11 protein-coding genes are annotated in these 12,643 nt (G+C 39.3%); 6 read left to right on the forward strand and 5 right to left on the reverse strand.

Annotation, left to right across the window (positions count from 1 at the left end; all coding sequences use genetic code 11):
- Positions 1–2: 2 nt before the first annotated feature.
- The 4 genes from J0J36_RS00455 to J0J36_RS00470 all read left to right on the forward strand — a co-directional run bounded on the left by J0J36_RS00455 (position 3) and on the right by J0J36_RS00470 (position 3,815).
- Positions 3–1,133 carry an aminotransferase gene (locus tag J0J36_RS00455; protein ID WP_019292687.1) on the forward strand — a complete coding sequence of 377 codons (1,131 nt, stop codon included), beginning with the start codon at positions 3–5 and terminating at the stop codon, positions 1,131–1,133.
- A 77-nt stretch (positions 1,134–1,210) separates the two neighbouring features.
- Positions 1,211–1,822, forward strand: coding sequence for a nitroreductase family protein (locus tag J0J36_RS00460; protein WP_019292686.1), 612 nt, complete (start codon positions 1,211–1,213; stop codon positions 1,820–1,822).
- Between the two features lie 106 nt (positions 1,823–1,928).
- Positions 1,929–2,909 carry a polyprenyl synthetase family protein gene (locus tag J0J36_RS00465; RefSeq protein WP_019292685.1) on the forward strand — a complete coding sequence of 327 codons (981 nt, stop codon included), beginning with the start codon at positions 1,929–1,931 and terminating at the stop codon, positions 2,907–2,909.
- 3 nt (positions 2,910–2,912) lie between these two features.
- Positions 2,913–3,815, forward strand: coding sequence for a prenyltransferase (locus tag J0J36_RS00470; protein WP_019292684.1), 903 nt, complete (start codon positions 2,913–2,915; stop codon positions 3,813–3,815).
- A 192-nt stretch (positions 3,816–4,007) separates the two neighbouring features.
- Here J0J36_RS00470 and feoB read toward each other — a convergent pair whose 3' ends face one another.
- The 5 genes from feoB to rpmB all read right to left on the reverse strand — a co-directional run bounded on the left by feoB (position 4,008) and on the right by rpmB (position 9,277).
- Positions 4,008–6,113 carry a ferrous iron transport protein B gene (gene feoB / locus J0J36_RS00475; RefSeq protein ID WP_153924330.1) on the reverse strand — a complete coding sequence of 702 codons (2,106 nt, stop codon included), beginning with the start codon at positions 6,111–6,113 and terminating at the stop codon, positions 4,008–4,010.
- Between the two features lie 12 nt (positions 6,114–6,125).
- Positions 6,126–6,587, reverse strand: coding sequence for a ferrous iron transport protein A (locus tag J0J36_RS00480; protein ID WP_019292682.1), 462 nt, complete (start codon positions 6,585–6,587; stop codon positions 6,126–6,128).
- A gap of 172 nt (positions 6,588–6,759) precedes the next feature.
- Positions 6,760–8,430, reverse strand: a complete 1,671-nt coding sequence (locus J0J36_RS00485) for a DAK2 domain-containing protein (RefSeq protein WP_019292681.1) — start codon at positions 8,428–8,430, stop codon at positions 6,760–6,762.
- Entirely contained in the window at positions 8,430–8,792 is a 363-nt protein-coding gene (locus J0J36_RS00490; RefSeq protein ID WP_026063759.1) for an Asp23/Gls24 family envelope stress response protein, read from the reverse strand. Before J0J36_RS00490 ends, J0J36_RS00485 begins: the two co-directional genes overlap by 1 nt.
- Positions 8,793–9,082: 290 nt before the next feature.
- Complete coding sequence (rpmB, locus tag J0J36_RS00495) at positions 9,083–9,277, reverse strand: 50S ribosomal protein L28 (protein ID WP_003133678.1); 195 nt, start codon at positions 9,275–9,277, stop codon at positions 9,083–9,085.
- A 181-nt stretch (positions 9,278–9,458) separates the two neighbouring features.
- Between rpmB and J0J36_RS00500 the strand changes: the two genes are divergently transcribed.
- Both J0J36_RS00500 and J0J36_RS00505 read left to right on the forward strand, forming a co-directional pair.
- Positions 9,459–10,109, forward strand: a complete 651-nt coding sequence (locus tag J0J36_RS00500; protein WP_019292680.1) for a DUF1129 domain-containing protein — start codon at positions 9,459–9,461, stop codon at positions 10,107–10,109.
- A 103-nt stretch (positions 10,110–10,212) separates the two neighbouring features.
- Positions 10,213–12,531 (forward strand): HAD-IC family P-type ATPase, encoded by a 2,319-nt coding sequence (locus J0J36_RS00505; RefSeq protein WP_153924337.1) that lies wholly within the window; start codon positions 10,213–10,215, stop codon positions 12,529–12,531.
- The last annotated feature ends 112 nt before the right edge of the window (positions 12,532–12,643 follow it).

The following is a 12,643-nucleotide window of genomic DNA, read 5'->3' on the forward strand; positions in this document are numbered from 1 at the left end:
ATATGAAGATAGATGGTTTTGGAGTAGAAGAATGGCTCAATGTATGGGAAAAAGAAGCAGTTTATGACATTGCTCAATCAACGATTTCATCCATGACGTTGCAAGAAATATTAAATCTGGAAGAAGACAAGGGCCAAAGCTTTATGTCTCACTTAATGCAGGAAAAATTTAACTACGGATGGATTGAAGGCTCTCCTGAATTTAAGCAAGAAGTAGCCAAGCTTTATACGAAAGTTCCTGCAGAAAATATTTTGGCGACAAATGGCGCAACGGGTGCCAATCATTTGGTCTTGTATGGCTTGATCGAGCCGGGAGATCATGTGATTGCAGAGTACCCAAGCTACCAGCAGCTCTATGATATTCCACGATCTTTAGGAGCCGAAATTGAGTTTTGGCAAATTTATGAATCTGAAAACTGGTATCCACGCTTGGATGAACTCCGTCAGATGATTCGTCCAAACACAAAGATGATTTGTTTGAACAATGCCAATAATCCGACAGGTACAACCTTAAACCGTGCCTTTTTAGAAGAGGTCATTCAACTGGCTCGAACAGTTGATGCTTATGTCTTGGTCGATGAGGTTTACTTGCCTCTTGATGATGCGGAAGATTATGCGCCAATTGTTGACTTATATGAAAAAGGTATCTCGACGAACTCGCTTTCTAAAACATATTCTGTACCTGGTGTACGTTTAGGTTGGGTGGCGACTCAAGATGAAAAACTAGCAGATGAGTTTCGCAAATACCGCGATTATACAATGATTTGTTGTGGAGTCTTTGATGATGCCTTAGGAACTCTAGTCTTAAAACACCGTGATAAAGTACTGGCGCGGAATAAAGAAATCGTCACTAATAATTTGCAGATACTTCGGGAGTGGGTGGAAAATGAGCCACTTGTATCAATGATATTTCCTAAAGCAGTATCGACAAGCTTTGTGAAATTTGAAACGCTCGATCCGGCCCAAACAGAAGAATTTTGCGTGGCCCTGCTTAAAAACAAAGGCGTTCTTTTAGTACCGGGAAATAGGTTTGATTTGCCAGGCTATGCACGTTTAGGCTATTGTACGGATGAAAAGACATTACGCGAGGGTTTGTCTGCTTTGTCTCAATTTTTGCGAGAATATAACAAATAGGATAATAGAGGGGATTTACCCCTTTTTTATATACTAAAAATATGCAAATTTGGTACAATAATGAGAGGAGGATATTCATGGATTTTGTAAAAATTAATAAAGAACGCCACGCTGTAAAAACATTTGACGGTAAAAAAATACCAACAGTAGATGTGAAACAGATTATCTCTGCTGCAAGTTTAGCACCTTCTGCACATAACATCCAACCTTGGCACTTTGTCATTGTTGAGAGTGAACAAAAACGTCAAGAACTTCTATCCGTTGTTCATGGAAAAAATGGTCAACAAGTGAAAGAAGCTGGAGCGGTCATTGCTATCTTTAGTGATACTAATCTTTCTGAACGCTCAAGTGAAATTGCACGTACTGGGGCTGGAGAAATGGATAGTGAACAACTGCAACGTTTCAATAGTCGCTATCCCCAAATGTTTGAAAATATGGACGAGATGATGGAAGCAAGCTATTTATCATTGAATATTGGTTTTGTGACGATGAATCTCATGTATGTCATCAAAAATAGAGGCTATGAAGGCAATATTATTCTTGGCTTTGAACGTACTGAGCGCGTGAATGAAATTCTCGAAGTCGATAAACGTTACCGTCCAGAGCTCTTGGTTGTATTGGGCTCATCAGAAGTAAAAGGTCAAGCAAGTTACCGCTTGCCACAACAAAATATTATTGAAATTCGATAATAAGTAATAAGAGAAAAAAGTGAGTCGTTTATATCGAAATTTAAGGTGGATTTTGCTAGAATAAGAGAGATATAAAAACGATAGATATAGGTAGTAAGGGGAAAAAGTGCTAGATTTTTGGCAGGACTATCCTGAAATTAAGGAAAAACTTATCGCAGTACAAACTATGATGACAGAACGTTTAGCGGTAAATAATACAGATATACGTGACGCATTACAAAAGTTTACGACGCGCGGAGGTAAAATGGTTCGGCCAGCGCTTTTTTTTCTATTTTCTGGCTTAGTTGACGAGGAGATAGAAGACGAAGAACGTTTGGTTAAAATAGCAGCCAGTTTGGAGTTGTTACACTCGGCAACATTGATTCATGATGATGTTATTGATGATTCCCCTTTACGTCGAGGCTTGCCGAGTGTTGAAGCACAATTTGGCAAGGATGTTGCAGTATACACGGGTGATTTTATTTATACGGTTTACTTCGAGTTGCTTTGTGAAACAATGGCTGCGACACCATTTTTGCCGCGTAATGCAAGATCGATGAAAAAGATTCTTCAAGGTGAACTTACACAGATGCAATCAGCTTTTAATGCAGACAACAGTATTAGACGCTATCTTAAAGCTATCAGTGGTAAAACTGCAGAGCTATTGAGTTTAGCTTGTTTAGAAGGTGTGTATTTCTCTGGTGGTGATAAGCAGATGCAACGGTCTGCACGAAAGATTGGTTTAGCGATTGGTCTTGCTTTTCAGATTTATGATGATGTACTTAATTTCACAGTCGGTTTGGAAGAAGCTGATAAGCCAATATTGACGGATTTTCGTCAAGGGATTTATACCTTACCCTTGTTGCTGGCAAAAGAAGAAGCGCCTGAGAAAGTCATGCCCTATCTGGAAGCGCCAGAAGGACTGAGTCGTCAAGAATGTATCGAATTTTCCGAATTGGTCACTGATCTAGGAGGCATTACAGGAAGTCTTTTCTTAGCAAAACATCTAACCAATCAAGCGTTACTTGAAATAGAAAAATTCCCAGAATCTCGTAACCGCGAAATTTTGATGGAAGTTACCCAAACCTTATTACAAAGAAATTATTAAAAAATGAACTTTAAAATATTTGCTGAGCTTATTGAGCTGAAAGCTAAAACAGCGAGCGTTTTTCCTTTTATACTGGGAGTTGCTTATTCACTTTATCATTATCAAATAGCCAATTTTGGCCCATTAATCATCTACTTTGTGGCTATGTTCTGCTTTAACTGTTTTGTAGATATTTGGGACAACTACAATGATTACCATAAGGCTGTGGATACGGAAGATTACAAGAAAAATACCAATATCATTGGTCGGGAAAATCTATCACTTTCGCTGATAAAGGGCTTGTTACTCTTCTTCTTCTCTCTTTCCTTGATTTTAGGATTAATTGTAGCAGGACTTGTGGGCTGGCCGGTGTTTTGGTTAGGACTTTTTTGCTATTTCATTGGTATCTTTTACTCAGCTGGACCAAAACCCTTATCAAGTTTACCTGTAGGTGAGTTGGCCAGTGGTTTAACAATGGGCTACTTAATTTTTCTGATCTGTGTGTATATCAATACGAGTGCTGTTTTTGTTTGGGATTTTGCAACTTTGGCATCAACCTTCCTTGTTGCTTTACCAAGTACCTTGTTAATTTCTAACTTGATGCTGGCGAATAACACTTGTGATTTGGAAGAGGATGAAGGTAATCATCGATATACTATCGTGCATTACATCGGGAGAAAGAATGCTTTGCGCTGGTGGACATTAGCCATTATATTGGCCTATATCTCAATCGTTGGGGCAGTAGTTCTGGGACTAATCTCTCCACTCATGTTGCTCATGTTTATACTTTTGCCTTTCATTATCAAACAAGCGCGTCCTTACCTCCAAAGACAAGTAAAAAGTGAAACTTTTATTGCTTCAGTAAAAATATTAATGGTCTTCTCGCTATTGCAAGCGGGTCTCATGCTGCTTGCTTTAGTTCTCTGAGAATAAGAAAAACCTTCTCTTAAGGAAGGTTTTTCTTATTCACAACAGTCTTTTTTCGATGGGATTTCTAAGGCAGAGACCCCCTTAACAGGACAGGTCGTAGTTGTACAGTCATCGCAAGCTCCTTTGCTCCGCACTGTTTTGCGCAGTGAAAAGAAGGCTGCTATTAAAATAAGGGATAAAAGAACGATGCTAGCTAAGTTCAAGAGAAAGTTCCTCCTTGTTTGATGTGTATTTTGGTCGACGGAAGATAAGATAAAGGCTAAAAACCAAGAGAAGTACTGCAAGTAATGTACTAATGCTAAAGGATTGTGTAAGAAAGGCAGAGCCTAACTGATAAATGATAAAGCTCATGCTGTAAGCCACAGCGGTTTGAAAGCCCACAGCGCGTAAAGTCCATTTAACTTCACCCATTTCCTTATAAATTGTCGAAATAGCAGCAATACAGGGTGCACATAACAGGTTGAAGACAAGTAAAGAATAAGCGGCCAGTGGTGTGTAGCTATTTTGTAGAGCCGTCCAAATGGCTCGACCGTTATTTTCTACCTCTGCACCTTGGGCGTACAATTGGCTCATAGTTCCGACAATAGTTTCTTTGGCAATTAGTCCAGTCAAGGTAGCTACCGTGGCTTTCCACTCTCCAAAGCCTAGAGGAGCAAAAACAATACTCAGGTATCCTCCGAGCGTTGCTAATATTGATTGGCCGGGTTCAACTTGGTGCAAAGTGAAGCTATAGTTTGACAAGAACCAGAGTGCGACATTGAGCGCAAAAATGATTGTCCCAGCGCGCTTAATAAAACTCAAACCTCGATCAAACGCATATTTAAAGACTGTAGGAAAGTGAGGTATATGGTAAGTAGGCAATTCTAAGATGAAAGCAGAAGTATCTCCCGCGAACATTCTCGTTTTTTTCAAAATAATTCCTGAGAGGATAATCATGGCCATGCCTAAGAAGTATGCGCTAGGTGCAACCCAACTGGTGGAGTGAAAAAAGGCACCTGAAACTAAAGCAATAATCGGCAACTTTGCTGAACAGGGCATGAAGGTGGTCACCATGATGGTAATTTTTCTGTCCCTTTCTTGTTCAATTGTACGGGTAGCCATAATTCCCGGTACACCACAGCCAGAAGAAATCAACATGGGAATAAAGGATTTACCAGATAAGCCAAATCTTCTAAAGATACGATCCATCACAAATGCGACACGAGCCATATAGCCTGAATCTTCAAGAAAGCCTAACAGGAGGAATAGAACGAAGATTTGTGGAACAAAGCCTAGGATAGCCCCAATTCCAGCGAGGACACCATCAAGGAGTAGGGATTGGACCCAAGGAACAATCGCCAAGCTATCCATTACTTGGTGTAAAATATCTGGCAGAAAACTACCAAAAAAGTTATCATTGAGCCAATCGCTAGCGGGTGTACCAATGACCTGTATCGCTAAAAAGTAAACGAGCCACATGATAAGGATAAAAATAGGAAGGCCCAACCATTTATGGGTAACGATGCGGTCGATTTTATCTGTTAGATTAAGTTGTCCTTTATGTGTGCTTGTAACAACCAAACGAACAATTTGACCAATTAAATCATAGCGCTCGTTAACGATGATGGATGCACGATCGTCGCCCATAATTTTTTCGGTGATTGCTACGATTTCATCTAATTCTTGCTCTTGTGAGGCAGTGAGGGTGTTCGAGGCTAAACTGTCCCCTTCAAAAAGTTTAATTTGTTCAAAACGATTCTTTGCTTGGGGACAAATCGTTTGAATTTCTGCTAAGGCACTTTCAAGACGGTGATCATAATCTAAAGGAGTCACTTCAAGAGGTTGGCAAGCTTTTCGAATAGCTTCGTCTAGGCCTTTCTTCTTTAAAGCACTAGTAAGTACGACAGGTAGCCCTAAACTGTAAGACAGTTTTTCGATATCAATCTGTTTACCTTGATATTCTAGCAAGTCGCTCATATTTAGAGCGATGACGATAGGAATATTAAACTCCATCAGTTGTAATGTGAGGTACAGTGAGCGTTCGAGATTTGTTGCATCAATAATATTGAGAAGGACATCTGGTGGTGTCTCTCTGAGATAATTTCGTGTGACTTGTTCTTCTAAAGTATAAGGTGAGAGAGAATAAGTTCCCGGTAAATCTTGAATAGCGATATTCTTGTCTTTTTTATAACGTCCTGTTTTACATTCAACTGTTACACCTGGCCAATTTCCTACCTGCTGATTACTGCCAGTTAATATATTGAAAATACTTGTTTTCCCACTATTTGGGTTTCCTAGCAAAGCGATTTTAGTCATCTTTATTTCCTTTTAATCTTGGACAACAATTTTTATTTTTTCAGCATCTTTCTTTCTTAAAGAAAGTGAGTAACCCCGCAGATGAAGCTCCATAGGATCTCCTAGTGGTGCAAGTTTATGCACCGCAATACTTGTTCCCCTCGTAATCCCCATATCCATAAGCCGGCGTTTTATTTCACTTTCTCCCTCGAGTAATCGGACCACGCCACTTTGACCGATATTCAAAGACGAGAGAGGTATAAGTTCCTCATTTGATTGTTCATCTTTAATCAAAATCGTGTTGAGGTAGAAACTGCTTAGCGCTAAACGTGTCTGACCAATCTTTAAAAGCGCATTTTCCCCGTCCATAGAAATTAAAACAACTTCCGTATCAGGGGCAAAACCAAGCTCTCGAAGTTTTCCAGCATGCTCGGATTTTAATATTTTATTTACATAATATATTTGGCCGATACGGGCAGTATTCAGTGTTTTCATGCATGCTCCTTCAATGGGATGTAAAAAGTATTTGACATTACAATAAGTATAACACGAATTACTTGTAATTTCGAGGAAATTTGTGTATGGGACGAAGTGAATAAAAAAAGAATGTTTCACGTGAAAACAAATACACAAAAAAACTAGCTTTGAGAGGCCAGTTTTTTGTGTTTTATTCTACAGAGAAAATGTATGGATAAACAGGTTGCTTACCGTCATGAATCTCTACTTCGAGTTCAGGGTAACGTTTTTCTAGTTCTTTGGCAATACGTTCGGCATTTGATTTTTTACCATCTTCACCAATATAAATTGCTGCAATTTCGCTGTCTTCATCAATCATTTTTTCAAAAGCAGCAAAGATAGCATCGTTCATTTTTTTGGTTGATGCGACAATTTTATTATTGACCATGCCAAGTGTATCTTTTTTATGGATATCAATACCATCAATATTGGTGTCACGAATAGCTTGTGTCACTGAACCAGATTGTACGTCTGCTAATGAAGCAGTCATATTTTCTTTGTTTTCTTCAATTGATTTTGTTGGGTCAAAGCTGAGCAAGGCAGTAAAACCTTGAGGAACAGTTGCTGTTTCAATCACTTCAACAGGGATATCTGAAACTTCAGCGGCAGATTTGGCAGCCATGAAGATATTTTTATTATTTGGAAGAATAATAACTTTTTCGGCATTGACAGCTTCAATAGCTTTGAGGATATCTTCTGTTGATGGGTTCATTGTTTGACCACCAGAAACCACATGCTGTACACCCATTTCACGGAAAATATCAGCAAGACCATCACCAGCAGCGATGGCAATCAAGCCCCAGTCAGATTTAGAAGTAGAAGTGCTGATGTTGTTTGTTTTTTCTTTTTCAGCAACGCCTTCGTTTTGGAGGCGCATGTTGTCAACTTTAACCTTAACCAGACGACCATATTTAAGCCCTTCTTGCATGACAAGACCAGGATCTTCAGTATGGACATGGACTTTAACGATTTCTTCGTCATCAACAACTAAAAGTGAATTACCGATACCTGCCAAGTAAGCTTGGAAATTATCGTGATCATAACTCTCACGGGCTGTTGGACCTTGGCCTAACTCGACCATAATCTCTGTACAGTAGCCGTATTTAATATCGCTTGTAGAAGCACCCGCAACACTTGTTTCAGACTCGTGTTCAAGGTTAATCATACGGTCCATGGCACCTAAACCTTGCTCAGGATTTTCAGGGACGAATTCACCGTTGAGAGCCATCAAGAAGCCTTCGTAGATATAAACCAAACCTTGACCACCTGAATCGACAACGCCAACTTCTTTAAGGACTGGCAACATGTCTGGTGTTTTCGCTAAGGCGATTTTAGCTCCTTCAAGAGCAGCTTCCATAATAGCTGTTGCATCGTCAGTCTCATTAGTTTTACGATTTGCAAGTTCTGCAGCACCGCGTGAAACAGTTAAGATTGTACCTTCAACAGGTTTCATAACCGCTTTATAAGCGACTTCAACACCATTTTGCAAAGCGTTAGCTAAATGAATACCATCAAGTTCATCGTAGTCTTTGGCATATTGTCCAAAACCGCGGAAGATTTGACTAAGGATAACACCAGAGTTACCACGAGCGCCCATGAGCAAACCTTTGGAAAGAATTTGAGCAACTTGTCCAACAGTTTCGGCTGGCTTTTCAGCGACATCTTTGGCACCATTTGTGATTGTCATCCCCATGTTTGTTCCTGTATCTCCGTCTGGGACAGGAAAGACATTCAGAGAATTGACATATTCAGCTTGTTCGTTAAGGCGACTTGCTGCCGCCTGAATCATTTCTTGAAATTTACTTGCGTTAATATTTGACACTAGTCTTCGACCACCTTCACATTTTGTACATATACATTGACTTTAGCTGCTACAATGCCAAGTTGATTTTCCAGATTGAAACGGATACGTTCTTGGATGTTTTTGGCAACTTCGCTAATTTTAACACCATAGCTGACAACAACATAAACACCAATGATTGTTTGGTTATCGGTTGTCGTAACGACAACACCTTTAGAATAGTTTTCTTGTCCGAGGATATTACGGAAATTGTCTTTTACAGCATTTTTGCTTGTCATGCCGACAACGCCGAAAATTTCAGTAGTGCTTGCACCTACAACAGTAGCGATAACATCTGTTGCAATGTCAACATTACCATGTTGAGTATTAATAGTAACGGTCATTTTCATATGCGTGCTGTTGAATCATACAGCACTTTCCTCCATAATAATTTATGTATCACTTCATTTTATCATAATTTTGTAAAATAGAACAGTTGTTTTATTGGTTTTTTGTTCAATTTAGCCTTGTAAGTGCTTTAGGGGAGGGAGTCCTAAGTCGAAAGAGTTTTAGAAGATAAAAAACCAAAGATCAATCGTTAATTATGACCTTTGGTTTTTAATGTGTTGGAGAAAGAGAAGAAAATAAAAAAGACCAGTAAATAAGATTCACTAGCTTTCTTTATTTTATCCAATTATACACGCTCAACGCCTGCAGGCAATTTTTTCAATGCTTTAGCTGAAGCCCATACAGTTTTGAGTTCACCGTTTTCAAGAATTTGAACTTTTTGAAGATTAGGTTTAACTACACGTTTAGTTTGGTTCATAGCGTGTGAACGGTTATTACTTGATACAGTCTTACGACCAGTAAAATAACATTCTTTTGACATGGTTTGGTTCCTCCTTAAAAATTTTATGCTTTTTTTAAAGAGCATCTCTAAAAATTCAGATCTGAAACACAATTCTTACAGAAACCCTCAAAATAACATACCAAATTAGTATAACATTTTTTTATTAAAAAAATCAAGTTTTATTTCCAAATTTCACCAAAATTTTTATATAATAGGAGATATGGAAAATCTAATCGAGCAACTCACTGCCAAAAATAGCGAATATGTACATAACGTAACAAAGCAATTGATGCTTTTAGGAAAATCAGACGAGGAAATCAAAGCAATACTCGCTGAAATCTTGCCGAAAATCATTGAAGGACAAAAGGAAGGTATTCTGGCCCGCAAATTATTGGGGGCACCAATGGAATTTGCGACACAGTATAAACCTGAGGAAGATAAGGTAAAACGTCAGGAAACAGCGAAAAATGAATCACCCTTCTTGATGTGGCTAGATAGTGCTTTACTTTTCTTTGGTGTGATTTCAGTGGTTATGGGACTGATGGGTCTCTTCCAGCCACAAGCAAGTGTTTACGGTCTATTGACAACGCTGGCTTCTTCTGCTCTCGCTGGTTTGGTGATGTACTGGATGTATAAATATTTTTACAGTGCACAACGCCCACAGAAAAAAGGCAAAGGTTTTGCGATGTTGGCTGTTGCGATGTTGGCATGGGCAGGCGTTTCTGTCTTGGTCGCTCTCTTACCAAAATCCATCAATATTGTACTTGCTCCGTACATTACAATTATTCTCGGGGCAGCCGTGATGGGAATTCGCTTTCTTATTCAACGTAAATTCAATGTGCAGTCTTCGATGGCACGTCAAACAAAGTAAACTAATTAACCCCGTCCTCATTGTGACGGGGTTTTATTTCGAAAATGTAAGGTATTTGCTTCTCTAATAATGTTAGGATAGAATAAGAGTTAGGAGAGAGCTTATGTCATTTAAATATGAAGGTTTATCACAAAAAGAAGTTAAAAATCGTTTAAAATCAGGTCAGGTCAATATCGCAAAGAATGAGAGCAGTAAAACATACGGCCAAATTTTTGCGAGTAATTTGCTGACTTTTTTTAACTTAATCAATATTTTCCTTTTTATTTTAGTGCTTTCAGTGGGCTCGCATCGAAATGCGCTTTTCATTATTGTTGTTGCAGTGAATGCAGGAATTGGTTTATATCAGGAAATTAAAGCACGTCGCTTGCTCGACAAGCTCTCTTTATTGAATACAAGTAAGGTCAAGACTTTTCGTCAAGGGAAACAGATTGAATTAAAACAAGAAGAGCTTGTGCTTGATGACATTATTCTTCTGGGACTTGGAGATCAAATTCCATGTGACTGCCAAATCATTGAAGGGCAAGTGGAAGTAAATGAAGCTTTGCTTACCGGAGAGGCTGACGCGCTGACTAAAAAAGAAGATGCAGAACTTTTTTCGGGTAGTTTTGTCACAAGCGGGACAGCTGTTGCGCGGGTTGTTCATGTAGGAAAAGACAATTATATTCATCAATTAGCCCATGAAGCTCAAAAAATAAAGAAACAGAAACGAATGTTGCGTGACAGTTTAGCAAAAGTTGTACGTATCGTAAGTTTCATTATGATACCCTTGGGAATTTTGCTTTACCTCAAGTTGTTTTATGTCATTGATACGGGCCACAAACAAGCCGTTCTAGGAACGGTTGCTGCCTTAGAGGGTATGTTCCCACAGGGGTTGATTTTATTGACTAGTATGGCTTTAACGTTGGGAGTTATCAACTTAGTGAAGCAAAAAGTTTTGGTTCAAGAGCTGCATACGATTGATGCGCTTGCACGAGTGGATGTACTGTGCTTGGATAAAACAGGGACCATTACGACGGGTGAAATGAAAGTGGAAAAGATTGAGAGTCTGACTGAACATTCTGAGCCGCACATTGTCCATATTATGGGAAATCTTCTAGAAAACCTCCCAGATCAAAACGTCACTGCACAAGCCTTAAGGGAGTATTTTGCTTCATTAAAGGATTACAAAGTTTCTCAAGTGTTGCCATTTTCTTCTGAGAGAAAATACAGCGCAGTTGAGTTTACAGAAGGGGCCTTTTATTTAGGTGCTTGGCAGTTTTTGTTTCCAAAGGGAAATGCCGTGTTAGAACAGCACGCACAAAAGTATGCAGAAAAGGGTTATCGTGTGTTAGTCTTGGCCCGCTCAAAACAAGCACTTGATAGAGACCGACTTCCTGAAGACCTAACTGCAGAAGCGCTCATTGTTATTTCTGATGTTTTACGTGACGATGCTAAACAGACTCTGGCCTATTTTAAAAAGCAGGGTGTACGTTGTAAAATCATCTCAGGAGATGATCCTGTAACAGTATCGGCAATTGCGAAGGCTGTTTCCTTACCGGATGCCGAGCAGTATGTTGATGCCAGTCAACTAAAAACAGAGGCAGAACTGGAGTTTGCAGTAGAAAATTTTCAAATTTTTGGTCGTGTCTCCCCACAACAGAAAAAAATGATGGTGCAAATCCTGAAGAAGCAGGGGCACACAGTAGCGATGACTGGAGATGGTGTCAATGATATTTTGGCCTTTAAGGAAGCCGATTGTTCGATTGCCATGCGCGAAGGTAGTGAAGCAGCGAAACAAACCGCCAATCTTATTTTGATGGATAATAACTTCTCGGCGATGCCGTATATTGTTAATGAGGGGCGACGCGTAATTAATAACTTAACCCGTACAGGATCTTTATTAATGGTGCGGATGATGTTTTCGATAGCTTTAACTGTGTTGACTTTATTTGCGGGGAGTGTCTATCCTTTTGAGCCAATCCAGCTTACTGTTTTGACCGCGTTTTTTGTCGGGATTCCCTCTTTTTTCTTGAGTTTTGAATCAGACTTTTCAAAAGTTGAAGGCCGTTTTTTGCGGACGCTGTTTGAGCGTGCGTTTCCTGTGGGTTTTAGTATTGCTGTCGGTGCAATACTTATCGTTACAATAGGCGGAGTCTTCGGCATTACACATACTGAACTTGCGATGATGACGGTTCTCTTTTCTGCATGGAACTACGTTTTAATGCAGCGCAAGATATTTTGGCCTATTAAACGCTACCGCTTATGGATTTTCACAATCACACAGCTTTCTTTTTTTGTAGCTTTAATTGTGGGTACGGATTTTCTTAATTTAGCATGGCCGAGTCCGCTTCACTTTACATTACTTATCCCATTTCTTATTGTTGCACCTCTTGCACAATATTTACTGACAAAGGGAGCCTTATTCATGTTTAAAAAATTATAATTGAAACATACTAAACAAAAGGTGCTAGAGCGTTGCTTCTAGTCCTTTTTGCTCCTACCTCAGGCAGAATTAGAATGAAATAAAAGTAAAAATATGCTATAATTATGCTGAT

Origin of the sequence: Lactococcus sp. LG1074, assembly GCF_017309525.1 — a bacterium.
In the GTDB taxonomy this organism is placed as follows: domain Bacteria; phylum Bacillota; class Bacilli; order Lactobacillales; family Streptococcaceae; genus Lactococcus; species Lactococcus petauri.

What these genes read in the sequence shown, in the direction of transcription:
- J0J36_RS00455 (WP_019292687.1), top strand. Translation starts at nt 3, where the DNA reads ATGAAGATAGATGGTTTTGGAGTAGAAGAATGGCTCAATGTATGGGAA.
- J0J36_RS00460 (WP_019292686.1), top strand. Translation starts at nt 1,211, where the DNA reads ATGGATTTTGTAAAAATTAATAAAGAACGCCACGCTGTAAAAACATTT.
- J0J36_RS00470 (WP_019292684.1), top strand. Translation starts at nt 2,913, where the DNA reads ATGAACTTTAAAATATTTGCTGAGCTTATTGAGCTGAAAGCTAAAACA.
- feoB (WP_153924330.1), bottom strand. Translation starts at nt 6,113, where the DNA reads ATGACTAAAATCGCTTTGCTAGGAAACCCAAATAGTGGGAAAACAAGT.
- J0J36_RS00480 (WP_019292682.1), bottom strand. Translation starts at nt 6,587, where the DNA reads ATGAAAACACTGAATACTGCCCGTATCGGCCAAATATATTATGTAAAT.
- J0J36_RS00490 (WP_026063759.1), bottom strand. Translation starts at nt 8,792, where the DNA reads ATGACCGTTACTATTAATACTCAACATGGTAATGTTGACATTGCAACA.
- rpmB (WP_003133678.1), bottom strand. Translation starts at nt 9,277, where the DNA reads ATGTCAAAAGAATGTTATTTTACTGGTCGTAAGACTGTATCAAGTAAT.
- J0J36_RS00500 (WP_019292680.1), top strand. Translation starts at nt 9,459, where the DNA reads ATGGAAAATCTAATCGAGCAACTCACTGCCAAAAATAGCGAATATGTA.
- J0J36_RS00505 (WP_153924337.1), top strand. Translation starts at nt 10,213, where the DNA reads ATGTCATTTAAATATGAAGGTTTATCACAAAAAGAAGTTAAAAATCGT.